Source organism: Nitrospira sp. Nam80, assembly GCF_965152575.1.
In genome coordinates, this window is the sequence record NZ_OZ224216.1 from 4275300 (window position 1) to 4297485 (window position 22186).

General features: G+C 58.1%; 21 protein-coding genes. 4 read left to right on the plus strand and 17 right to left on the minus strand.

Annotated elements, in window-relative coordinates; all coding sequences use genetic code 11:
* Positions 1-184: 184 nt before the first annotated feature.
* The 9 genes from ACWGXE_RS19970 to ACWGXE_RS20010 all read right to left on the minus strand — a co-directional run bounded on the left by ACWGXE_RS19970 (position 185) and on the right by ACWGXE_RS20010 (position 8926).
* Positions 185-1000: a LuxR C-terminal-related transcriptional regulator gene (locus ACWGXE_RS19970; RefSeq protein ID WP_447599857.1), complete on the minus strand. Its 816-nt coding sequence runs from the start codon at positions 998-1000 to the stop codon at positions 185-187.
* A 225-nt stretch (positions 1001-1225) separates the two neighbouring features.
* Entirely contained in the window at positions 1226-2221 is a 996-nt protein-coding gene (locus ACWGXE_RS19975) for a hypothetical protein (RefSeq protein ID WP_447599858.1), read from the minus strand.
* Positions 2218-3000, minus strand: coding sequence for a hypothetical protein (locus ACWGXE_RS19980; protein ID WP_447599859.1), 783 nt, complete (start codon positions 2998-3000; stop codon positions 2218-2220). Before ACWGXE_RS19980 ends, ACWGXE_RS19975 begins: the two co-directional genes overlap by 4 nt.
* Positions 3001-3070: 70 nt before the next feature.
* On the minus strand, positions 3071-3604 hold the full coding sequence (locus tag ACWGXE_RS19985) for a hypothetical protein (RefSeq protein ID WP_447599860.1): 534 nt from the start codon (positions 3602-3604) through the stop codon (positions 3071-3073).
* A 38-nt stretch (positions 3605-3642) separates the two neighbouring features.
* The gene (locus ACWGXE_RS19990) at positions 3643-4335 is read right to left on the minus strand and encodes a hypothetical protein (RefSeq protein ID WP_447599862.1); all 693 of its coding nucleotides are present in this window, start codon (positions 4333-4335) and stop codon (positions 3643-3645) included.
* 28 nt (positions 4336-4363) lie between these two features.
* The gene (locus ACWGXE_RS19995) at positions 4364-5056 is read right to left on the minus strand and encodes a hypothetical protein (protein WP_447599864.1); all 693 of its coding nucleotides are present in this window, start codon (positions 5054-5056) and stop codon (positions 4364-4366) included.
* Positions 5057-5368: 312 nt separating this feature from the next.
* Entirely contained in the window at positions 5369-7174 is a 1806-nt protein-coding gene (gene uvrC / locus ACWGXE_RS20000) for an excinuclease ABC subunit UvrC (protein ID WP_447599865.1), read from the minus strand.
* A gap of 303 nt (positions 7175-7477) precedes the next feature.
* The gene (gene dapF, locus ACWGXE_RS20005) at positions 7478-8347 is read right to left on the minus strand and encodes a diaminopimelate epimerase (protein ID WP_447599867.1); all 870 of its coding nucleotides are present in this window, start codon (positions 8345-8347) and stop codon (positions 7478-7480) included.
* A 180-nt stretch (positions 8348-8527) separates the two neighbouring features.
* Positions 8528-8926 carry a VOC family protein gene (locus ACWGXE_RS20010; protein ID WP_447599869.1) on the minus strand — a complete coding sequence of 133 codons (399 nt, stop codon included), beginning with the start codon at positions 8924-8926 and terminating at the stop codon, positions 8528-8530.
* Between the two features lie 234 nt (positions 8927-9160).
* On the opposite strand from ACWGXE_RS20010, the gene ACWGXE_RS20015 reads away from it, so the two are divergent.
* The 3 genes from ACWGXE_RS20015 to panC all read left to right on the plus strand — a co-directional run bounded on the left by ACWGXE_RS20015 (position 9161) and on the right by panC (position 11870).
* Positions 9161-10336, plus strand: a complete 1176-nt coding sequence (locus ACWGXE_RS20015; protein WP_447599871.1) for an LL-diaminopimelate aminotransferase — start codon at positions 9161-9163, stop codon at positions 10334-10336.
* 65 nt (positions 10337-10401) lie between these two features.
* Positions 10402-10965, plus strand: a complete 564-nt coding sequence (gene folK, locus ACWGXE_RS20020; protein ID WP_447599873.1) for a 2-amino-4-hydroxy-6-hydroxymethyldihydropteridine diphosphokinase — start codon at positions 10402-10404, stop codon at positions 10963-10965.
* On the plus strand, positions 10962-11870 hold the full coding sequence (panC, locus tag ACWGXE_RS20025; RefSeq protein WP_447599875.1) for a pantoate--beta-alanine ligase: 909 nt from the start codon (positions 10962-10964) through the stop codon (positions 11868-11870). The genes folK and panC overlap by 4 nt, the downstream gene beginning before the upstream one ends.
* Here panC and ACWGXE_RS20030 read toward each other — a convergent pair.
* The 7 genes from ACWGXE_RS20030 to ACWGXE_RS20060 all read right to left on the minus strand — a co-directional run bounded on the left by ACWGXE_RS20030 (position 11823) and on the right by ACWGXE_RS20060 (position 20705).
* Positions 11823-12332 (minus strand): PilZ domain-containing protein, encoded by a 510-nt coding sequence (locus ACWGXE_RS20030; RefSeq protein ID WP_447599876.1) that lies wholly within the window; start codon positions 12330-12332, stop codon positions 11823-11825. The two genes, panC and ACWGXE_RS20030, sit on opposite strands and share 48 nt — an antisense overlap.
* Before the next feature lie 5 nt (positions 12333-12337).
* Positions 12338-12754 (minus strand): pyrophosphohydrolase domain-containing protein, encoded by a 417-nt coding sequence (locus ACWGXE_RS20035; protein WP_447599877.1) that lies wholly within the window; start codon positions 12752-12754, stop codon positions 12338-12340.
* On the minus strand, positions 12751-14163 hold the full coding sequence (gene rmuC / locus ACWGXE_RS20040) for a DNA recombination protein RmuC (RefSeq protein WP_447599878.1): 1413 nt from the start codon (positions 14161-14163) through the stop codon (positions 12751-12753). Before rmuC ends, ACWGXE_RS20035 begins: the two co-directional genes overlap by 4 nt.
* A 127-nt stretch (positions 14164-14290) precedes the next feature.
* Entirely contained in the window at positions 14291-15544 is a 1254-nt protein-coding gene (locus ACWGXE_RS20045; protein ID WP_447599880.1) for an ISNCY family transposase, read from the minus strand.
* A gap of 93 nt (positions 15545-15637) precedes the next feature.
* Complete coding sequence (locus ACWGXE_RS20050) at positions 15638-18274, minus strand: PEP/pyruvate-binding domain-containing protein (protein WP_447599882.1); 2637 nt, start codon at positions 18272-18274, stop codon at positions 15638-15640.
* 15 nt (positions 18275-18289) lie between these two features.
* Entirely contained in the window at positions 18290-19627 is a 1338-nt protein-coding gene (locus ACWGXE_RS20055; protein WP_447599884.1) for a glycerate kinase type-2 family protein, read from the minus strand.
* A 7-nt stretch (positions 19628-19634) separates the two neighbouring features.
* Positions 19635-20705 (minus strand): lytic transglycosylase domain-containing protein, encoded by a 1071-nt coding sequence (locus tag ACWGXE_RS20060; protein WP_447599886.1) that lies wholly within the window; start codon positions 20703-20705, stop codon positions 19635-19637.
* A 99-nt stretch (positions 20706-20804) separates the two neighbouring features.
* Here ACWGXE_RS20060 and ACWGXE_RS20065 point away from each other — a divergent pair, with 99 nt between their 5' ends.
* A complete protein-coding gene (locus ACWGXE_RS20065) occupies positions 20805-21506 on the plus strand; it encodes a uracil-DNA glycosylase (protein ID WP_447603817.1) in 702 nt (233 codons plus the stop codon).
* Positions 21507-21530: 24 nt separating this feature from the next.
* On the opposite strand, the gene fsa is transcribed toward ACWGXE_RS20065, so the two are convergent.
* Positions 21531-22178, minus strand: a complete 648-nt coding sequence (fsa, locus tag ACWGXE_RS20070) for a fructose-6-phosphate aldolase (RefSeq protein ID WP_447599888.1) — start codon at positions 22176-22178, stop codon at positions 21531-21533.
* Between the last annotated feature and the right edge of the window lie 8 nt (positions 22179-22186).

Here is a 22186-nt window from a genome sequence, read left to right on the forward strand (position 1 = left end):
CAGCGGGGGACCTACCCGCTGGGGTAGGTGATGGGGGAGATCGGCCGGTCAGCCTGAAACGACAAGCGGCCGGCGAAACGTGACAAAGTTGGCGGCGAAACCGAACGGTCGGCATGCCCGGTAGGCAGGGCGCCCACCGCCCGCATGACCTTCCTTGACCAAGAAATTGGAGATGGGGAATCGTCTAATGTGGAAGCGACGAACTTTGGTCGGACGAGGCCCTATGATGGCGGACATGAGGCTCGGAAATCAAACCGGCTGAATACCACTGCCAGCGTGCAATGGCGTCCCAACGGTTTTCAACCCCGCCTAACTTATCGTAGATATTTTTCAGATGGAACTTAATCGTGTTCAAACTGACATGCAAGATCATGGAAATTTCCCAATTGGTCTTGCCCTCGGCCACCCACTTGATGATCTCTTCTTCGCGAGGAGTCAGCATAAGAGCTGCGTCGCTGGGTGGTTGTGTCGAAACCGGGGTCGTGGCTCTCAGATACGCCAAATGGAAATGCGGACCGACGATATAGAGCAGCGTTCGAAGTCTCGCCTGCGCCTTCTTGTCAAAATTGCTGAAGGCAAAATAGGTGCAGATGCCGAGGGCTCCGCGAACACCTGCCGATAAGCATGTCTTGATCCCAAAATCGAGCTTCAACCCTAAGACCGACCGAGGAACTTCCGGCGAAGTGGCATCATCGCTCGACGTCATGCTCACATGCGTCGATTGAAGAGTCTGAATTGAGGGGTCCGTGAGAAAACCCTGGGTCTGGTACAGATGCGCGAATTCTCGCCCGTACGAGGAATACCCCAGCGATAATTGGCATTTCCGAATATTGAAAGCACCGCACGCGGCATATTGATGCGGCACCCACTTCCCCAGGAGTGAAGTCAAGCTCGATAGCTTGCCGGCACTATCGACAAAACGGGCGAGATGCATGATCTCGCCCAAGCGCTCGAATTCTTTTTTTGATGGGTAGGTAAGAGGTTGAGGATCTGAAGTCATAGCCTTACCTCTCGTTGTGACGAAGCCTCATAGTGAAGATGAAACGCATGGTGATGTGCCGTACAATCTGTTACGTAGCGTGCGCATTGTACTCTTGCGTCAAACCGAATAGCTAGATCCATTCGGCCCTATTCAGGCACTATTGTGCCTGAATCGAAGGGGAGATCGCTCCAGGGTCGTTCTAGGGGATAAGGGCTATGCGGCCAGGGTAATAACACTCCGCCACTATCTCTGGACACGGATGATCGGCCCTATGGCCAACCATTTCAACGGCCCTAACGCCGCCATATGCGGAAGGTGGGCGGTATACCAAAACACAATATCTTGTTCCTGCACGCCATCATGATCCTCGTCATACGCGAGCTCGCCCCTGGCTCCAAATGGCCAGGGCTCATCCTCAGTCCGTTTACTTCGTCGTATGGCAACGTCGATGTCTGAGAATGCGTCACGAACTCCGTCGTCTTTGAGCGGCGCATAGCCGGTTCCCGGAATGATCCATACGCCATGGCCCGTGGGCTGATCGCGCACAAACCAGACGCGGTTGGTCGCAGGCAGCCTGATATCGTTTTGCTCGTTCGTATATTTATGCCAACCAGGCCCCCATCCGGTATCTTCCATTCCTCCTTCATCATGGCGAAACACCTGATCCAATCCATTTCCATCGATATCAAAATCGAATCGCCAATAGGGATGGTGGACGTGGTCGGTATTGCAGGACAGGCCTCGGCTATGCACCACCGGATGAATCTCACCATTCTCGTTCAGGTACCAGGCTTGATAGATATGGTATTCACCGATCCGGGCATAGATACCGAGTTCCAACCATTGAACTCCGTTCTGATTGTAGGACTGGATGCAGACTTTGTTCCCGCCGCAATCCGCTATGGGCGTGCTGTTTGTCCAGCTCAGCCGATCTTGAAATGGTCCGCAGCGGCCCGTCGCGGCTCGCGATCCTCCGAGTGAAAACGGATTCCACCAATGCCGCTCTTTGATATATTTCACCCGAATGACCGGCATGCTAGCCTTCGCCAGGACCTTTTCCTTTTGGTAGAAGACATTGCGAAGAGCGAGGCCGGTATTGTCCTTCAGCTCCCAGTCGAAGGCCCAGCCGCCGAATTCAATCTTGCCGAACATGTCATCCGCGACGGCATGCGAACTGAACCCGCCGGCCGGAATGCACATGAGCATGACAACCAGACCGAGGCAAACAGACAGCTTCATGGATGCGGCTCCTCTTTGTCCGCCTTCAAGACTTTTCGCTCACTCAGATCGACAACGGCCCAATAGTGGGGATTCCCACTGACTCCTTGAGAGAATGTCACCCAAAACACCCGATGCCCGTATCCGGGATCGTTGAAGATGATGCCGTCGCCCGGCTGCATGAGGATCGCATGTCCCTCGAGCCCTTGAATTGATGCAGCGATCCGATTGTCTTTCCGTGCCAGCTCAACGGCTTGATCGAGTTCCTCCCGACTCTCCGGCGGGAGATAGTCCTTTCGCTGCCGCACCGACACGATCCGTTCTCCGCGAAGGGTGACTTCTACCGCCGCATCGTTGGAGTAACTATAAAACATGCCCTCCAGCAGAGGAGGGGCGGGGGAGCAGCATCCGAGATCAAACTTGTGCGGCGGGTCCGCGGGATGCAGGCTGATCAAGGCATAGCGCTCCCCGAGCAGGTCACGGACCGCGGTATTCGCCGCTGCTCGTGCCTCGAATTCCGCCACATGCGGCGAGGCCGCGTCTTGGCCGCGTGAAACGACCGGATCGGGAAGCGCGATGACGTTCTTAGGTTTCACGCGTGAACCGTCCGAGGGATCATCAAATTCAAGGCGAGCCGGCATCGGCGCTGAAATTGGAAGGGGCCGTTTATCGACCTTTGTTTCCGGGCTGCGAATGTCTTCAGGCGGGCGTGGCCCGCTCGTCAAGAGCGAACAACCCGCTGCCAGCACTATCACCGGCACGATCAGGCCATATCGAAGAAGACACGCGACTGTATCCATGTTCCCGTTTCCATCCTCTCTCCAGCTCTTGGCGGGGTCCGCTGCGGGAGCCGAGAGGACGAGAGGGCTTTCAGGCGATCAATTTAATCGCCACCTTGGCCGCAAACTTCGTCAATCCGACGGCGCCGTCAAGAATAAACGCCAGCTTTTTCCTTTCATCGGTATCGAGGTCCGCTCGCTTCACGAGCGTGGCATATTCGTCGATGTCCAACGGCTCGAAGGAAATGACTTGTGACACGGTAGTCGTGAAAGTATCGGCCAGCTTTTTATACAACTTCGACCGGTGCAAGAGTTGAAGGGCCGTCAAGTCGGGATCGGCATGGAAATCGCGGATCGATTCACTGATCTCGTTGATGGCGGCCAGCAAGGATTGCTGCTGTGCTCGGACGTCGCTTGATTTGGCGACGACAAATTTCACGTTCGGGCCCAATGCGTTCAATAATTCGCGGGCGTCTTGCTTAGCGACCTCGAGCTTGCTGAATAATCTTCCCGCCTCGCTGCCAAGATCTTCACCGATCTCGACGGCATCCCTGATTTGGGACACAAGCTGGTCACTTTGCTTGAGAAAGTTGGTGACTCCTTCCATGCTCAACGGGATACTCATAGCTAGGCCTCCCCGTGCCGCTTCATATGCGCCGCCGCCTACTTCACGCGCTCCAGCAAGTCCATGAGCTCCACCGTCAAGGACCGGGTTCGCTCAAGCGTTCTCGTCTTGAGGAATTGGTAGGTCATCGCTTCCTGGAGCGCGTCATTGAGCGTACTCGACTGTTGAAGAACTTGAGCAAGTCGATCCGATGCTCCCGGCACCTGTTCGGCGATCGCGCCCACCAACTTGGGATCGAGAGAGGCCAATGCCGATTTGTCGGCATAGCGCTCGATGAGGGTGTGGATCCTCCCCAGATCGGCCCATGAGTCTTCGACCTGGTTGGCCGCCTCCAGCAACGCGCAAAAATCGTCGTCAAATTGTTTGACCACCGCCTGTTCCAAGCCTTCATATTCCGCCAGGTAGGTCTTGGCGATGAGATAGGAAATGGCCCAGGCCTCGACGTCCGTCTTGCTCAACACCGGCTGCGGGGTAGAGGTGATCAGAGAGTGTTTTGCCTCGGCGGCCTGGGTCAGTTTGATACTTTGATTCAAATCCTCGATGGAAGACTTGAGATGATCCACGCGCCTTTGAGCTTCTTCATGGAATTGGCGGCTATTTGATTGGGCCGCGTCGATTTTGGTCCCTTCCTTTTTTATGAGATCTCGAATCGCACTGCTGGGGATCGAATGGCACCCGTATTGTCCGGTCAGGATGACCGTAATGATAATCAGGACGCGTCCGATAGGCATGCGGATCTCCTCCAAGCGCAGGGCTTCTCTACCGTAGCTGCTTCGCCGTGTCGATAAGCTGCTTCAGATCTTCCGGCTTTACTGTTACGTCGATGTCCAGGTACTGTTCCACAATCGCATTGATCCGTCGCAGCCCGGCGAGGTTAGTTTGGTACTCATCGAACGGCTGGTAGTCGGTCGTCTTGTAGGCCTCCTTAAACTCCGCTTCGACCTTCTTCTGAATGACGTCGATCAGCTCCGGAATCGCTTGGATCAATTGCTTCATATCTGCATGGCCGGCCGCGAATACGAGGTCGCCGTCGCCGCTCTTCCGTTCCGGTAATCCATTGAGACGAAGCCTGTTGATCAACCTGATGAGGGGATCAGACTTGGCGGACTCGAAAATGTCCTTTGATGTCGGCTCCTTGTCTTTTGTTTCCTTGGCGACAAGCTCACGCACGTAAGTTGCCAAATACTTTTCCTCACTCGCTCCTGTCGAAGGCAACGGATTCGTCGTCGTCCACTTGAGGGCCGCATTCAAGAGAGCCAGTTTTTTCGCATAGCGGTACCAATACCAATAGCGGGTGTCGATATTGACCAGCAGCCCGCGGTGGATTTCCATGAGTCGCGCATTGTTCGCGTAGGCCTGATCCTTCGCGATGAGAGCTTGCTTGATTTCTGGAGGAGTGGCGCAGCCGGTCGCCGTCAAAAGCAGCAGCAGGAGTGTACCCACGACCCTCATACGAAACCTCCTCTGGAATGACGGCGGCGATACGCTGCCACCGCAGCAATCCCCGTGCCTGGGGAAACCTCGTAGGGACGGAGTGGAATCTATCGGCGCATCCCAATGAAAGCAAGAAGAAAGATCGGATCGCCTCATAATGAGACAGTCGGCCGGCGGGCTTTCAGATGGATACAAACAGATACACACTGTATCCGTATAGGTACAGAGTGAATGAGGAATGTGGAATTAGAAATGTGGAGTGAGAAACGGAAAAAGAACGAAGGAATGAGGGGCATTGCGAATACAAATCGCTGATTCCTCATTCCTCATTCATTCGGCCATTGTTTTGCGGACTTCCTGCGCGGTTCTTGCATCGAGGCCTGCCTGCTTCAACTCGTCCTCTGTCGCCTGCGCAATTTTATCAAGCGAACCGAAGTGCCGGAGCAGCCGATTGCGCCGGATTTCGCCGACTCCGATGATGTGATCAAGCCGTGACGAGATGAGCGCCTTGCCGCGTAACTTGCGATGGTACGTAATGGCGAACCGATGCGCTTCATCGCGAATCCGTTGCAGCAAGTGAGTGACAGGAGACGTGGGCCGAAGAACAATCGAATTTTTTCTTCCGGGCAGAAAAATGCGCTCTTCCTTGTCGCCGCGAGCCTTCGCCAATCCGATGATCGGGATGTGAGAGCCGCCTACTTTCCGCAAGCCTTCCAGGGCCGCAGCCAATTGTCCCAAGCCCCCGTCGATGACAATCAGATCAGGCGCGGGGAGGTCCTCCGTATGCCCGTATCGCCGCTCCACGACCTCCTGCATGCTGGCAAAGTCGTTGGCCCCCACGACCGTTTGAATACGAAAGCGGCGGTAGTCGGATTTCTTGGCCTGCCCGTCCTCCCAGACCACCAGCGAAGCCACCGATTCCTTGCCCATGATATTCGAAATATCCATGGCTTCTATCCGCCGAGGCGGATGATCCAATCGCAAGAGCCGCTTCAGTTCGGCGGTCGCCTGCCGATCCAATTCCTCGTTGCGTAGGTGATCGGCGATCGCCGCCGCGGCGTTCTCTTCCGCGAGCCGGACCAATTGATGCTTCTGGCCTCGCTCCGGAGCAATGACGCGGACGGTCTCTCCTCGCTTCTCCGTCAGCCATTGTTCGATGAGCGGCGCATCGGCCAGCTCCGCCGACACCAGCAGTTCCTTCGGGGGTTGACCTTCCTTGTTATAAAATTGTTCGATCGCCGACCGGAGCAGTTCTTCATCGCCGGCATCCGCGGACTGAGGCCAGAAGAAGTCTTTCCGTCCGATCAGCAGGCCGCTGCGCACGAATAAGATCTGGAGATCCACCGCCTCACCCTGACGGGCCAGGCCTAAAACGTCCTGGTCGCTGGCGGTCGTTTGGGTGATCCGCTGCTTCTCGAGCGTCTGTTCAATTTTGAAAATGCGGTCCCTAAGGCGGGCCGCCTCTTCAAATTCCTCGCGATCCGCCGCCCCTTCCATCTGGCTGCGTAACTCATCGAGCAACTCTCGGTCCCGGCCTTCCAGAAATTGACGCGCCTGCTTGACAATCCGGTGATAGTCGTCGCGAGTCTGGTTGCCGGTGCAGGGCGCCATGCACCGCTTGATTTCGAACTCGATACAAGCCCGGTCCGCGGTTCCGTCGATTTCGATTTCGCACGTCGCGAGAGGAAAGACCTTCCGGATGACTTTCAACGTCTCACGAAGCGCGCCGGCCGGCGTATAGGGTCCGTAATATAAGGCGCCGTCCTTCTGGACCCGGCGCACAATGGAGAAGCGGGGAAAGTCTTCCTTAATCGGCAGACGCAAATAGGGATATTGCTTGTCGTCCCGCAGGACGACGTTGAAGCGAGGCCGATGCCGTTTGATCAGGTTGCTTTCGAGGATGAGCGCCTCCAGAGCCGAACGGGTGACGATGGTTTCCAGATCGGCGATCTGGCTCACCAACAAGGCGGTTTTCGGTGACGAGTCGCCGCCTTTCTGGAAATACGACCGGACGCGATCCGCCAGGACCACCGCTTTCCCTACATAGAGGATTTCTCCTTGCCGGTCTTTGAACAGATACACGCCCGGCTGATCGGACAGGTGGTCGAGCTTGGATTGGAACGTGTCGGTCGTCATAGGTCGATCCATGCATCGTTAGCCCGCATTATTCATGGCGCTTCGTGACGAAACTGCGAAGACACCATGGGAGACGGGCGCGCGGAGCGCCAAGAGGCCGAGGCGTACTTGAACCAGTACGTTGACACCGCGCGGGGCAAGCCCGCCCGCCTGGCCGTGTACAAACCACGGCCAGGCTTGTCGCAGCGGCGTATGCGCAGTTGCAGTAGAATCGTTCATGAATAATGTGGGTTAGGATACCAGGAACCGCCCTCCATTTTCCTGCCGTTTCGGTTCATGACGCGAGGAGTGGATGCAGTCGCCTTATTTCAGGTTTCGGACAAACGAGCGACTGAGCGTCCCTCGGGCCACTTCCGCGACCGGTCCCTTCATTGTGAGGTAATAGTCGGCGGTAACCTCGATGTCGAGCGACCCGCCGGGCATTCTGACGGTGACAGGGCTGCGCACGAGGCCCAGTCGGACGGCCGCGCTGGCGGCGGCGCATGAGGACGAACCGGAAGCTTGGGTTTCACCGGCCCCTCGCTCCCAAATGAGAACAAAGATCTCTTGCGGACCGGTCGGCACGGCCAACTGCACGTTCGTCCGCTTGGGAAACAACGGATGATTTTCAAGCGCCGGTCCGAGGGCCAGGAGATCCGTCCGCGACCAGGACTCGCCCGCCTCTTTGAACAGGACGCAATGCGGATTGCCGACGCTCACCCCCGTGAACCGGAGCGATTGCCCTCCCGCGTCGATCGGCTGCTCAATTAATTCTTTAACGGCGAGCGTGCAAGGAAGGGCGTCGGGCAGGAAACTGGCCTGCCCCATTTCGACCGTGACGGCAGCTGCCTCCCGATGCCGATCCAAATGCAACCTGATCGAGACGAGACCTCCCTTTGTATCCACGGAGAAGGTCGTTCGCGTCGTCTTGCGGGTCGCATGGAGATAGCGGGCAAAGATGCGCAATCCATTCCCGGACTTTTCTGCCTCGCTTCCGTCCGGGTTGAAGATGCGCAAGCCGAAATCGGCCTTCTTGGTCGGCACGAGCGCCAGAATCCCATCGCTCCCGAGCCCCCAATTTCGATCGCAAATCGTTCTGATTGCGGCCGGGGTCAATTTGAAGCCCAACTCCTTTGGATCCATGACGATGTAGTCATTGCCCAATCCATGCCCCCTGAAGAAACCGTTTTTCATCTGGCGCGCTCCTTTGGGAAAACCGTCTCATGAATCATCGTTCGTAAAGATTCGTAAAGAAACAAACAATTGATGGGCGGGCCACTAGAATGAGCCTGGTGAAACGAGCGACGGAGACTGTCATACGAGCACCGCTTCACAACTGACGCGATATGAAATACGAAGCGACGCTTCACGATGCTACACAAGCGCCGTGCCCGGAGGCCGTTCGATCAGCTCGATCTCATACCCGTCGGGCGCATCGATGAAAATGAATCGGCTTCCTGAAGAGGTCCTGGTCGGCCCGTCGGTGATCTTGATATGGCGGTCGGTGAGCGAGGCGATCGTCGCGTCCAGATTCTCGACTTCGAAGGCCAGATGGACCAGATCTTCCTGCACCTTCACCGGGCCGCTCGCAGCGAAACTGCATAATTCAATCAATTCCTCGCTGTTCGGCACCTTTAGGAAAGCCAGATGCGAGCCTCGGGGGGACACCTTCCGTTCCATCACTTCGAGCCCGAGCACATCGGTGTAAAATGCGATGGTCTCATCCATGTCGCTGACCCGCATGCGCGTGTGAAGCAATTTCCGAACTCTCATCGTTCACCATCTCCCTTGTGCCTGGTACGGCCGGCCGCCGTCGATCGCCGCCGGATAGTACCGGGCCATGCAGCAATCCTCTGGTAGTGGGGCTGACCCACTACCAAGCCTCTCGTTGATTGCCACAGTGCACCTGCTGTAGTCTACCCCCTCGTTCAAGAAATCGCTCACAGTCCGACGCCGAGCGCGACTGCCTCGATGCGTCCGCATGATCCTAGAAAGGAGCTCCTCAGCATGGCCGGGTTTCCCATTGAATATGCCACACGTATCAAAACACTGCCTCCTTATTTGTTCGCCGCCATCGACAAGATGAAACAAGAAGCAATCGGGCGGGGCGTGGATATCATCAACCTTGGTATCGGCGACCCGGACCTGCCAACCCCGGCTCCGATCATCGAAAGCTTGCGCAAGGCCGCGGGCGACCCCAAACATCACCAGTATCCCTCCTACGAGGGCATGGCGTCGTTCCGGGGCGCCGTGGCCGGCTGGTACAAACGGCGTTTTAATGTCACGCTGGACCCGGCCTCGGAGGTATTGACTCTGATCGGATCAAAAGAAGGGATCGGCCATGTCCCGCTTGCCTTTGTCGATCCGGGCGATATCGTCTTGGTGCCGAGCCCGGGTTATCCCGTGTATCCGGTCGGTACCAGCTTCGCAGGCGGTGCCTCGCACATCATGCCGCTTACGAAGGAGAACGGCTTCTTACCGGATTTAACCGCCCTCCCACAGGATGTCGCCAGGAAGGCGAAGCTGATGTGGCTGAATTCGCCGAACAATCCCACATCGGTGGTCATGAGCAAGGACTTCTTTCGAAGAGTCGTCGACTTCGCGCGAGCGAATCAGATTATCGTCTGCCACGATGCGGCCTATTCGGAAATCTATTACGACGGAAAACGTCCCGCCAGTTTCCTTGAAATAGACGGCGCCAAGGAAGTCGGGGTCGAATTTCATTCGCTTTCCAAGACCTATAACATGACCGGATGGCGTTTGGGCTTTGCCGTCGGCCACCGAGAGGTATTGGCCGGCTTGGGCAAGGTCAAAAGCAACCTGGACTCCGGCGTGTTTCAGGCCGTTCAGGAGGCCGGGATTACAGCCCTTAACCTGGATGATTCGGTGACGGACGGGCTACGCAAGGTGTATCAGGAACGGCGCGACGTGCTGGTCCCCGGCCTGAAAATGCTGGGATTGGAGGTCGATCCACCAGCTGCGGCTTTTTACGTGTGGGTAACGGTTCCGAAGGGCTATACATCTGCATCTTTCACGGCGCATCTCTTGGAAAAAGCCGGCATCGTGACGACGCCGGGCAATGGGTTCGGCGCGCCGGGCGAGGGCTATATCCGGATGACGGTCACCACGTCGAAGGAACGGTTAGCGGAAGCGGTGGAACGAATGAAGAAGACAGGGTACTGAGGGAAATAAGGAATGAGGAGTGAGGAGTGACGAATATCAAGGCGCTTCAAGGGGTGTGATAGATCATGGCTACCGCCCTCATCGGTTTCGGCTCCAACGTGGGTAATCGCCTGGATTACTGCGACCGGGCCATGACGCTGCTGAGCTTGCTGCCGCATTCACGACTCGACGCGACTTCTTCACTCTATGAAACCGAACCGGTCATGGATGGGGCATCGCCTGGTCCCAACTGGTTTCTGAACGGCGTGGTGCGTCTCGAAACAGACATTACGCCCAAAAGCCTGTTGGATGTCTGCCGGGAGATCGAGCAAGCGCTCGGGCGTGACGAGGAGCAACGCAACGGTCCTCGAACTCTGGATCTGGACCTCCTTTTCTATGATGATCGTATTATCAATGAACCGGGCCTTTCGATTCCCCATCCCCGCTTGCACCAGCGACGCTTTGTCCTCGTGCCGCTGGCTGAAGTGGCTCCCGAATGGCGGCACCCGCTCTTGAATCGAACCGTCGCGGAACTGCTGAACGATGTCAAGGATCAGTCAGCGGTCCGGCTATTAGACCCCCAGCCAAGCAGCCGCTATGGAAGCCCGCCATCCTGTGGAACCCCGCTCTCAGGCGAGCCGCCCGCGTGAAGACCATCCGATCACTCTCTGCCTTGACAAACTGGAGCAGGGCGCTCCGCCGGGAAGGTGTGACAATTGGACTCGTGCCGACCATGGGCGCCCTGCATGCCGGCCATCGAGCGTTGATAAGGGCAGCGCGCCTACGGTGCGATGCAGTGGTCGTCAGTATTTTCGTGAACCCGACCCAATTCGGTCCACAGGAAGATTTCGCCCGCTATCCTCGCCGGCTTCGGCCCGACCAAGCCCTGTGCAAGGCTGAAGGTGTCGACGTAGTCTTCGCGCCGGACACCGCCTCCATGTATCCGGACGGGTTTCAAACCGTCGTTTCAGTCCCCGGTATCGCCCGATGCTGGGAGGGAGCCGCTCGTCCCACGCACTTTCAAGGGGTGGCGACGATCGTGACCAAGCTTCTCTGCCTTGCGGAGCCGGATGTCGCGTTCTTCGGTCAAAAAGATCATCAACAGGCAACGCTTGTCCGGCGGCTCGTGACGGACTTGAACATCGGATGCGCCATTGTCGTCCACCCCACCGTGCGGGAACCCGATGGATTGGCTCTCAGCTCGCGTAACATCTATCTCTCGCAGGCGGAACGGCAAGCGGCGCCGGTGCTGTATCGCGCTCTCAGCGCCGGCGCTCAAGCGCTCGGCAAGGGACCCCGTGTGAGCAAGGATATTATCCGGGTCATGGCCGGCTTGATTGCGCAAGAACGGCTGGCGAAAGTCGAGTACCTGGCCGTCTGTGATCCCATTACGCTGGAACCGGTGACCACAGTCCGAGCAGATTGTGTGTTGCTCGGGGCGATACGTGTGGGATCGATTCGCTTGATCGATAATATGCCTGTCGGTATGTCGAAGAAGTCGCCGAGATCACGCGGTGATGCCCGGCGGGGAAGTTTGCGTGACCAGAAGGCTTAGGACCAATTCACCGAGCCGGTATTTATCGTCCGGTTCAAATTCCAGAAATTTAAGACCGACCGTCGAGCCTCGCTGCGAACAGATCATCGCCGCATCCACCTTGATGTCCATTTCGCTCTGCGGCGGTTTGAGCAGAACCTCGACAAAGGTACCTCGGGGAAAGGTGGCTTCCGTCTGCATGGTACAGCCTCCCATAGAGACGTCGGTGATCATTCCCTCGAAGCTCGGCTGATCAACCGTGACGGCGGCCGGAATATTGGCGACGAGCCGCCGGTATTGCCGCCGATCGAATTGTTGCGTGGCATGTCGGGCGCCCGAACGAATGGCTCGAAACTGATTGGTACAGACCTGACAGCGATACGTAAAGAGTCCGAAACGATTGAAGAGGCGTTCCACGATCCCGGGCTGATGCGTCAGCCGAACAAACGGTGTCCCGCAGGCCGGACAATGCAGTTCCTTCATGCCCATTACTCCGCGTCCGGGGCTTCGGATGAACAAGAGCGGCCGCGACCCGCAAGCTGCGACGTGAGAATAGGGCCGATTTGCGCCGGCGAGTATGTCGGCGGCTTTACCCATTTCCCGTCTCCGCGTTTGTAACCCCCTACCTTGCTTAGATTCGAGCGGTGGACTTCGCGAAACACCGGATCCATGTCGATGCCGTACGACACAGCGGTACCGTACACGACATAAAGCAAGTCGGCCAATTCTTTAGCGATTCCGTTCAAGTCTTCCTTCGCCAGGGCCTCCTTGACCTCGTCGAACTCTTCTTGAATCAGCCGGACCCGGAGCCGGCGTGTTGCTTCATCCGGAATCGCCGGCGCCGGCTCAACGCGAAGCTCAAATTTCTGATGAAACTCTTCAACCATGCATTGCTGTTCACTCATTCTGCACTCCCGGCGTCCTGTCCTACCAACGATGGGGGCTCCCTGGGCGCGACGTCGATCGTATCGAGCCGACTCAGCTCTTTCTCCGATGACACGCCGAGGTCTTTAAATTTCCTGGCGGCCGGAAGAATGCGCGTCTCCAAGGAAGCGACGGCTTTATTATACGCTTGAACACTTCTGGTAAGCGATTGTCCGATATCGTTCAGATGGTCGGCCAGCACTGCCATCCGTTCATACAAATCTTTTCCCAACCTCCCGGCCAATGCGGCGTGTTCCGTCAACTGTTCCTGGCGCCATCCGTACGCGACCGCGCGCAAGACCGCTACCAGCGTCGTCGGCGTCGCAATGACCACCCCACGGGCGAACCCGTCTTCGATCAATGAAGAATCCTGCTCCAACGCCGCGCCGAGGAACTGCTCGCCGGGCAAAAACAGTATCACGAATTCAGGCGCGTGCGCGAACTGGCCCCAGTAAGCTTTCAAGCTCAGCTCCTCCATGCGCGAGCGGACCTGGGCGGCATGTCGCGTAAGATGAGCGCGCCGCTGGCTTTCGTCTTGACATTCATAGGCGTCCAGATAAGCCGACAGGACGGTTTTGGCGTCCACCACGACTTGCCGCCCCGCTGGAAGCCGCACAACCATATCCGGACGACGGTTTCCGTCTCCCTGGCCTGCCACGGCCTGTTCGATAAAATCACACTGCGCGATCATGCCTGCGAGTTCGGCCACCCGCCTCAACGTCGTCTCTCCCCAGCGGCCGCGTACCGCCGGCGCACGAAGGGCCCTTACCAAATTCCCGGTCTCTTGTTGCAGGCGCTGATGTGATTCAGCCATGAGCTTCAGCTGCTGTTCAAGTCCTCCATAGTCACGGAGTCGTATTTGTTCGACCTGACTGATCTGTGTTTCATACCGCTTGAGTTGATCCTGCAGCGGCCGGATCACCTCATCGATGGCCTGTTGCCGCCGGCCAAGATCTCCGTTGGCTTCAACCTGAAACGTTGCAAAGGATGAATGGGCCAGTTGCAGAAACGCTTCGTTATTCTGTTTCAGCGCCTCCCCGGACAGCGCTCGAAACGAGTCCTGAAGTTCCCGCCGCGCTTCTTGCAGCAAGGCCTTTTGCTCGTCGATGTGTTTCGCGGCTTCCGCGCTCTTTGTTTCGGCCACGGCGCAGGCCCGTTGCGACAGGGCCAACTCTTCACGAAGACCGCCCGTCAGGAGTTGTTCCTCCTGCAGGCGCCGCCGAAGCTCTTCGCACATGGCTTCAGCTCGATGCAGGCGCTCCAGGCCATGGCCCGGCAGAGCTTCCGTGCGATTGCGCAGTCGCGCAATGTTCCACACCAATGCGGCCAACAAAGTGAGCGCCAACGCCACGCCGGCGCCAAGGAAGAAGGAAGAGGAAGTGAGGGCCATCGCTTTCCGATGCGGGAACCGTCAACGCGTAAAATTGATGAAGCCTACGGAAACTGCGTAGAAAGGTCAAGCAGGTGTCAACCCCAAGTAGAAATGTCCTCTTCTTCCCCAAGTAGAAATGTCCGGTTTATGTTCGGGCCTCCGCCGCGTGGCGTTCTTGTTCAGGCAGAAGCCGTTTGCGCCACGGATGATCCGCTGCCGGCTTGACTGGGCGCTGAGGGCGGTGGACTGTTGGGGCATCAGCCGCACGCACCGGACGCGTGGCGATAGCCGCATGGTCGAGCCTCCGGCCCTGATGTGTGATGCAGAGCGTCCCATCCACGCGTTCTTCCACCAGCACGTGGGTCGCCCGGACATTGGTCTGAACCTGATAGAGCTGCCCGTGGTGGGCCACAGTCCAATCGCGGCGCAGGACCCGCGGGGTCTTCAGACACAGCATGCGATCGAGATCTCGGCCGGCCGGAACCGGTCGATGCAGATCGGCGGGCTGCGCGGGCAGCACGGCAAAGCGTTGGTTGTACCGCGGCAGATACTCCTCCAAGAAGCGGTTCGCGGCCTCCAGCGTCGTGATCCCGGCGAGGCGCAGTTCCTTGACCAGCCGATCCTGGAAGGTGGCAAACAGCCGCTCCACTCGACCTTTGGCCTGCGGCGAATGGGCAGGAATCACCGTGACGCCCATCTCCACGAGGCTCCGCTCAAACTGACTCTGGGGCGTGCGGCCTTCAAGCTGGTCGTCCACCGTCGGCTCGGCCGGCGACTTGTAGGTCGTATGCTTGTCCGTGTAGACGGCCAGCGGAAGGCCATGTTGCTTCACATAGCGCCCAAAGCTGTCCAACGCCGGGATGGTCCCTTCGTACTCATAGAATCGGGCATAGACGCGACTGCTTGCATCGTCGATGTAGGCCATGAGCACACCGCGGGGGCCGCGCCCTTCCAACCAGTCCTGGTGCGAGCCATCCATCTGGAGCAACTCGCCCACGTGCGCGTGGCGCGCCCGCCACGCCCGATGCGGACGCTTGCGCCGCTGAAAATGCTGCACCCCTTGCTCGAGGAGCCAGCCCCGCAACGTCTCCGGGCTCACCGCGATCCCATGCCGCTCGGCCAACTTCTCCGCTGCCAACGTCGGGCCAAAATCCCCGTACCGCTTCTCATACAGCCGGAGCACCCGCGCCTTGACCGGCTCCGCGATCCGGCGATTTGACGGCTGGCCCCGTCCCCGATGCGCCAGCCCCTGGTCCCCCGCCTGCTCCACCCGCTTGATCAGTCGCCGGATCTGGCGGGCTGTCAGCCCCAACAGATCACCGGCTTTCTCTTGCGTGATGCGCTTTTCCCTGACCTGGCGAATCACATGCACCCGCCTCAACTCCTTTCCACTCATCATGACCCTGTCCTCTCCGACCATCCGGCCCTCCTTGTGAGGGCCGGCAGTCTAGCAGTGAAGAGGACATTTCTATCTTGGTCAAAGCGGACATTATCATTTTGCGATTACAGCAGGGACACGCTCCACCAAGCCTACGACGGCATTGAGCCTGACACGGTCTCCGTCTCTCAACAACTCGGTAACACGGGAGACGTTCACAACGCCCGGAATTCCATATTCCCTCAGGATGATCGCCCCATGAGATAACGTTCCTCCCATTTCCGCAATCAGACCCGCAGCCAGCCCGAACGCCGTCACCATTCCCGGATCAATCACCGGCGCGACGATAATATCACCGCGCCGCACTTTCTCGATGTCCTTTGCGCTCCGTACGATCACCACCGGTCCTTCGACGACTCCGCCGCTGATCGAGACGCCGTGCAGGCATCGTTCCGCGTCCATGGTGGCCTCCCCGGGCGTCCTCGGCCTGCTTCCCGATGCGGGGATAAAATCCGGCACCGTGGTCTCCGCATATTTGCGGCGAAGCGCCCGGCGCCGCCTCACCACCGCCTTCCAATCATAGGGAGAAGAGGAGCCGCGTGCTAATTGTAGGCATTCTTCCGCCGTGACAAAGAAGACATCGTCCGGAGCCGACAGCGCACCGGTCTCCGTGAGTCTTTTGCCGAGGACAAGGGCCAGCCGCCGCATGGCCGTCCCGTAGTACATCAAGGAATGCCGATTGGCCTCCCGCAAGGCGGAAACTCGGCAAAGACGCGCATACCACCATTCGAATATCAGCCGCCGATCATATCTCCATCCTAGACGGCTGCGAATCGACTCAAGGGCTACCTTGCGGTCCAATTCCTGTTCTCTGGTTGCCTGTTCTGCCGTCCGGCGCGAAGCATCCCGGAGGTGCCGACGAATCACATTTAAGAGGTATGTGGGATCTTCGGCGAAGCGCGGGCTCATGATGTCGGACTCCCCGATGGCCCGATGGCCAAACTCCGCCAAAAATGCATCCAATTCCACCAAACAGGCGGTTTCACTCAATTCCTTTCGATACAGTCCCGGCATCCAGTGATCCGACAAGAAAAAGGTTCTCGCCTTCGCTTCATGACCGGCATGGTCTGCAATCTCACGCAACGCGCGAATCTGCTTAGCGCTGATGATGGTGTGCTGCCCTTGTAACGCCCGATTCAGCAGGGACCGCCACTCTGTGCCCAGCCACCGAGGGAGGACCGTGCCCAACACCTGTTGCGCCTGTCCCACCGCGGCCACAATGGCAAAGGTACATTCTCCTCCACTGAGATAGGCTCCCAGCCACCCGATCCGGCGCAGCACCTCATCGAGGGAAAGATTCTCTAGCGAGCCGTCGGTTTGAGCGGAACTAGCTTGCTTGAGATCGTCAAACCATCCCGGTGCGTGTCGAAGGGCATGGCGAATCTTCCGGCGCATCCTGAGCAACGCGCGCCCAAGCTTCCAGACGGGAAGTCGCGCGGACCGTTGTGCGGCCGTTTGCCCTTCCCCTCCCATCTGTTCGGTCACCAATTCGGGATGTCCACCTAATTGCGCCAAGCATGATTGCAGCAGTGTCACGTTGATGAAGGGACGGCCTTGAACAATCTGGACGGCCGTGAGTCCGGCTGGAATCTCGCATCCCAGTTCACGGTAATGGCGCAGGATGAAGTTTTCCATAAACTGGTTCAGGAAGGAGAGGCCTAGCGGACTCGGCAGTTCCGGCAGCGTCTCCTTGAAATTCGCACGAGACCACTCGCACCGGGAGTTCCTCACGTAGTCCGCATCGCTCCGGCTGGACGCGGGCCGAGCTTGGAGCAGCCATACACTGTCTTGATCGAACGCCCATTCCACATCGACCGGCTGCCCCAGTGCCCGCTCTACTTCTTGTACGGCGCACGCGAGCATCACCGCCTCCCTGTCTGTAAGCGAGACACATCGGCCCGCTGCTTCTGGTAAGTGCTCGATGACCGGACCGGTCGAGCTGAGATTCATCACGGACGATTTTCGGGCGACGCGGCGCGACAAGACCTTAGCCGTGATGTCAGATCGCCGGCGCGACACTACATATTCATCCGGTTCTACCCGCCCAGACACCAGGAGCTCGGCCAAACCAGGAACCGCATTGATGAGCGTTTCATCGTCACCCGTTACCGGATGCCGGGAGAACGCCACGCCCGACACGCGGGCGGCGATCATAGGTTGCACAATGACCGCCATGGCGGGGGCCGGATCCATCTCCCAATCCCGGTTGAGATATGAGACCACTCGTTCCTCCCAGAGCGAAGCCCAACAATCCCGGATTGCGCGCGGAATATCGTGGAAGGCCACGCCGAGTTCCGTTTTGTAGAGTCCGGCGCCGCTGTCTTCCGCGGTATCTTCATTAGTAGCAGACGAGCGTACCGCCCAGAGCAACCCGGGCTCTCTACCGAGGCTTTTGAGCGCAGCGTGGAGATCCCCAGCCCAGTCCGCTGGGAAGGGAGCGGTTGCTATCCGTGCCCGCACCGCTGCGAGAATTTCAATTCGCCGGTCCGGGGGCAGCTCTCGGGCGAGTCTCCATGTAGATCCGGCGTCGATTCCGGCTTGTCGGCAAGATTCTCGATACGCAGCAGTCGTGAGGCAGATACCCGAGGGAACGTGGAATCCCGCCACGATGAGGCGAGCCAATCCCACAGCCTTGCCTCCGGCAACGGCTGGATCCAAACACTGCTCCAGTGGCAGGAGTAGAGCGGCCATGCGGAAGAATCGTACCTAGAGGGCGAGGAGAAGGTAAAGATCGTTGACGTTCGTGCCGGTCGGACCGGTGATAATATGGCCGCCGGCTTTTTGAAAAAAAGGATAGGCATCGTTCTGATGCAACGCGTGCGCAGCATCGAGTCCCTTTCGCTTTGCAACAGCCACGGTATTTCCGTCTACGATCGCGCCGGCGACATCGGTGGGACCGTCCGAGCCATCCGTCGCGAATCCGGCAATCCAGATTCTCTTCAAACCGGCTATCTCGCCGGCCGCCGCGAGGGCGAACTCTTGAGCTCGGCCTCCTTTTCCTTTACCGGTCACCGAAACGGTCAACTCCCCCCCGGCCAGGAGACAGCACGGACGGCGCAGAGGCCTCGCTCGATGGGCAACCTCGCGGGCCATTGCCCCAAAGACTTTGGCCGCCTCCTTGGCTTCTCCCGTCAGGGTCGAACCGATCACCATCGGGCGGAGACCGGCGGTGAGCGCCGCGCCTGACACCGCGTCCACGGCGGCGCTATTGCCGCCGATCATGTGATGACGCACGCGCTTGAAGACGGCCGATTTGGATGTCGGCGTTTCAGGTACCCGCCCTTGTACTCCCCGCAGAAGATGGCGCCGGACTGATGGTGAAATGGACCGGTCAAGACGATAGCGCCGCACGATTGTCCATGCCTCACTGAACGTTGTATCGTCCGGAGCAGTCGGACCGGACCCGATCGTCCCAATATCGTCGCCGATCACATCGGACAAGAGAAGGGTCAGTACCTGCGCCCTGGTCGCCGCGGCCAACTGTCCGCCTTTCAGCGACGACAGATGCTTCCGTATCGTATTCATTTCCTGAATGGTGGCCCCGCTCCGCAGCAATAACTGGGTAGTGTGCTGTTTATCCTGCAAGGTCAGACCGTTCACCGGAGCCGGCAGCAGACTCGAGGCTCCTCCGGACAAGAGGACAATCAGCAGATCTTCTTCGGTGAGCGCCTTGGCAACATCCAGCAACCGCCGCGCGGCCGCAAGCCCCTGTTGATCGGGAACGGGATGACCGGCTTCCAGGATTTGTACTGTCTTGGTCGGCACGCCATGGCCGTACTTCACCACCACCAGGCCGCTTACCAATGACTCTCCCAATACTTGTTCAAGGGACTGCGCCATACGAGCCGAAGCTTTGCCCGCTCCGATTGCCACGATGCGGCGATACCGCGAGAACGGGTAGCGATAGGGTCCCGCCACCAACGACCCCTTCTCAATGCTGATGCTACGAAGCATGGCGCCGTACGGATCGACGGCGCGCAGCCCCGCCTTGAACAAACGGGAGAAAATACCTCGCGCGCGAGCCTGTGGCACTTCGATGCGCATGGAGATGTCAGGGCTTTTCCTGCTTGAAACAGCGATTGGGGCAGGTTTGGCGTGGAACTTTGATTTGATAGCTTCCCTTGGGCAGGAAATCCTTGGTGAACTCAGGGTTGAGCATTTTGAGCTCGAGAAAATATGTTCCGAACTCCTGCGCGATAGCGGTGAGATGGCGCTGGGCTTCCTTGATCGTCACCGTGACGGTTTCCGTTTCCAAGGGGGTGTACAGGTCTTTTTTCGTCAGGCCGAGATATTTTTCGGGCTGGGAGTAGATTTCCTTGGCGGCGATGATCCGCGGGACATATCGCATGGTTTCCCGCGGTCCGTGGAGTCTCCAGTAATCGCCGACTTTCTGTTCCTTCATCAGCTTCCTCACCCGGTCCTCTCCGGCGTTATAGGATGCCATGGCCAAAAACCAATCCCCCTGCTGAAATTCGCGCAAATACCGCAAATACTTGATGGCCGCTTCCGTGGACATCTCGAGGTTTCGTCGTTCATCCCGCCACCGGTCGCTGTGCAATTTGTATCGGCGTCCGGTCGAATTGATGAACTGCCAAGGGCCTGAAGCTTTTGCTCGTGAATAGGCCGCCGCAATGCATTTGCTTTCGACCAACAGCATATATTTGAGATCGTCCGGCAATCCGGCTTCGGCCAGTTGTTTTTCCGCAGGAGCGAAGCACCGCCCGGTTCGTTTCGCGAGAATAATGCTTTCGCCTTGATCCTCAAGAAATTGATAGAACTCGTATTCAATCCGTTCCCGCACCTGCCAATTGTCCAACGGCACCGATTGACCGGCAAAGGTGAGTTTATCCGGCAGCTTGAATGAACTGAGAAAGAACCGTTCTCCTTCGCGTTTAATCTCCGGAAGAATCACCAGACGATCTTCCGGTTCCGGCGTCCCGTCTTGTTCGGATGGTACGGCGCCCGGCCTCTGAGCGGAGTCACCGGTCTCCGGCACTCCCTCTCCCGGTTTCTCTGAAACGATGTTTCTATGACCACCTGCCGATTCTCCCCGACTTTGCATAGGCAGGTACAACACAATGAGAAGCCAGGCGGCTATGACGCCGACAACAGCATGGAGCATAGGTATTTATCCTTTCCGAAGAAGACTGGCACCATGCTATCAGCAAGGTCGGGAAGCGACAAGCGTGAACAAGTTTTGCGATTCTGGTACAGTCCGCCTATGCCCTCGCTGACTCTGCTCAATGAAACAATCGTCGCTTGCCGGCGATGTCCCCGTCTCGTGGCATATCGGGAACAGGTGGCGCGCACCAAGCGGCGACAGTTCGAGGACTGGACTTACTGGGGCCGGCCGGTACCCGGATTCGGTGACCGTCGCGCGCAATTGTATATTTTGGGATTGGCCCCGGCCGCGCACGGCGGCAATCGGACCGGGAGGATTTTCACCGGTGACCGGAGCGGGGACTGGCTCTACGAAGCGCTGCATCGGTATGGATTCGCTAACCAAGCGCATTCTGTTCATCGGGACGACGGCCTGCGCCTATCGAACTGTTACATCGGCGCATCGGTGCGGTGTGCGCCGCCGGACAATAAGCCGTTGCCCGACGAGTTTGCGAATTGCCGGCCGTACGTCACTCGCGAGTTGGACGATCTCGGTGCCGTGCGGGCGGTCATCGCACTGGGGAAGGTCGCGTTTGATCAATATTTCAAAGCCTGCAGGGACATGGGCCTGGCGCCGCCGAGGCCGGCTCTCCGGTTCACGCATGGCGCGGTCTATCATCTACCGTGGCGCATTACCCTCCTCTGTTCTTTCCATCCAAGCCAGCAAAATACCTTTACCGGCAAACTGACCAAACCCATGTTTCACAAGGTATTCGAACGAGCCCGTGCGCTTCTTGCCGATCCGGCAAGTCCGGCAGTCTGATCCGGAATCCCTTTACTTTCGTCTTTACTTTCGTCCCTGGGCTTCCCAGTCGGCCAGAAATTTCTTCAACCCGGCATCGGTCAAAGGATGCTTGACCAATTGTTGAAATACGCCGTAAGGCATCGTGCAGATATGACCGCCGGCCAGCGCCGCTTCAACGACGTGTTGCGGATGTCGCACGCTCGCGACCAGCACCAGCGTCTTGTAGTCATAGTTCCGATAGATGGTGACGATCTGGCGGATCAATTCCATCCCATTGGAACTCACGTCATCCAGCCGGCCGATAAAGGGAGAGACGCACCACGCACCGGCTTTGGCTGCAAGGAGCGCTTGGGTCGGCGAAAAGCATAGGGTGACGTTGACCCGAATTCCTTCGGCCGCAAGCTTTTTCGTCGCGCGCAGTCCTTCAGGAATAAGGGGCACCTTGACAATGACATTCTTGTGGACCTTGGCCAGTTCACGACCTTCTTTGACCATTCCATCGGCCTCGACGCTCACCACTTCGGCGCTGATCGGCCCGTCCACGATATTGCAAATTTCCAAGAGCACCTCGCGAAAACTGCGGCCTTCCTTGGCCACGAGGGAGGGATTTGTGGTGACTCCATCGATCAAGCCGAGCGCAGCTCCTTCCTGAATCTCTTTGACACTGGCGGTATCCAAGTAGAGTTTCATGACTCATC

Coding starts and splice junctions, on each gene's coding strand:
- ACWGXE_RS19970 (WP_447599857.1), bottom strand. CDS start 1,000: ATGACTTCAGATCCTCAACCTCTTACCTACCCATCAAAAAAAGAATTC.
- ACWGXE_RS19975 (WP_447599858.1), bottom strand. CDS start 2,221: ATGAAGCTGTCTGTTTGCCTCGGTCTGGTTGTCATGCTCATGTGCATT.
- ACWGXE_RS19980 (WP_447599859.1), bottom strand. CDS start 3,000: ATGGATACAGTCGCGTGTCTTCTTCGATATGGCCTGATCGTGCCGGTG.
- ACWGXE_RS19985 (WP_447599860.1), bottom strand. CDS start 3,604: ATGAGTATCCCGTTGAGCATGGAAGGAGTCACCAACTTTCTCAAGCAA.
- ACWGXE_RS19990 (WP_447599862.1), bottom strand. CDS start 4,335: ATGCCTATCGGACGCGTCCTGATTATCATTACGGTCATCCTGACCGGA.
- ACWGXE_RS19995 (WP_447599864.1), bottom strand. CDS start 5,056: ATGAGGGTCGTGGGTACACTCCTGCTGCTGCTTTTGACGGCGACCGGC.
- uvrC (WP_447599865.1), bottom strand. CDS start 7,174: ATGACGACCGACACGTTCCAATCCAAGCTCGACCACCTGTCCGATCAG.
- dapF (WP_447599867.1), bottom strand. CDS start 8,347: ATGAAAAACGGTTTCTTCAGGGGGCATGGATTGGGCAATGACTACATC.
- ACWGXE_RS20010 (WP_447599869.1), bottom strand. CDS start 8,926: ATGAGAGTTCGGAAATTGCTTCACACGCGCATGCGGGTCAGCGACATG.
- ACWGXE_RS20015 (WP_447599871.1), top strand. CDS start 9,161: ATGGCCGGGTTTCCCATTGAATATGCCACACGTATCAAAACACTGCCT.
- folK (WP_447599873.1), top strand. CDS start 10,402: ATGGCTACCGCCCTCATCGGTTTCGGCTCCAACGTGGGTAATCGCCTG.
- ACWGXE_RS20030 (WP_447599876.1), bottom strand. CDS start 12,332: ATGAAGGAACTGCATTGTCCGGCCTGCGGGACACCGTTTGTTCGGCTG.
- ACWGXE_RS20035 (WP_447599877.1), bottom strand. CDS start 12,754: ATGAGTGAACAGCAATGCATGGTTGAAGAGTTTCATCAGAAATTTGAG.
- rmuC (WP_447599878.1), bottom strand. CDS start 14,163: ATGGCCCTCACTTCCTCTTCCTTCTTCCTTGGCGCCGGCGTGGCGTTG.
- ACWGXE_RS20045 (WP_447599880.1), bottom strand. CDS start 15,544: ATGATGAGTGGAAAGGAGTTGAGGCGGGTGCATGTGATTCGCCAGGTC.
- ACWGXE_RS20050 (WP_447599882.1), bottom strand. CDS start 18,274: ATGGCCGCTCTACTCCTGCCACTGGAGCAGTGTTTGGATCCAGCCGTT.
- ACWGXE_RS20055 (WP_447599884.1), bottom strand. CDS start 19,627: ATGCGCATCGAAGTGCCACAGGCTCGCGCGCGAGGTATTTTCTCCCGT.
- ACWGXE_RS20060 (WP_447599886.1), bottom strand. CDS start 20,705: ATGCTCCATGCTGTTGTCGGCGTCATAGCCGCCTGGCTTCTCATTGTG.
- ACWGXE_RS20065 (WP_447603817.1), top strand. CDS start 20,805: ATGCCCTCGCTGACTCTGCTCAATGAAACAATCGTCGCTTGCCGGCGA.
- fsa (WP_447599888.1), bottom strand. CDS start 22,178: ATGAAACTCTACTTGGATACCGCCAGTGTCAAAGAGATTCAGGAAGGA.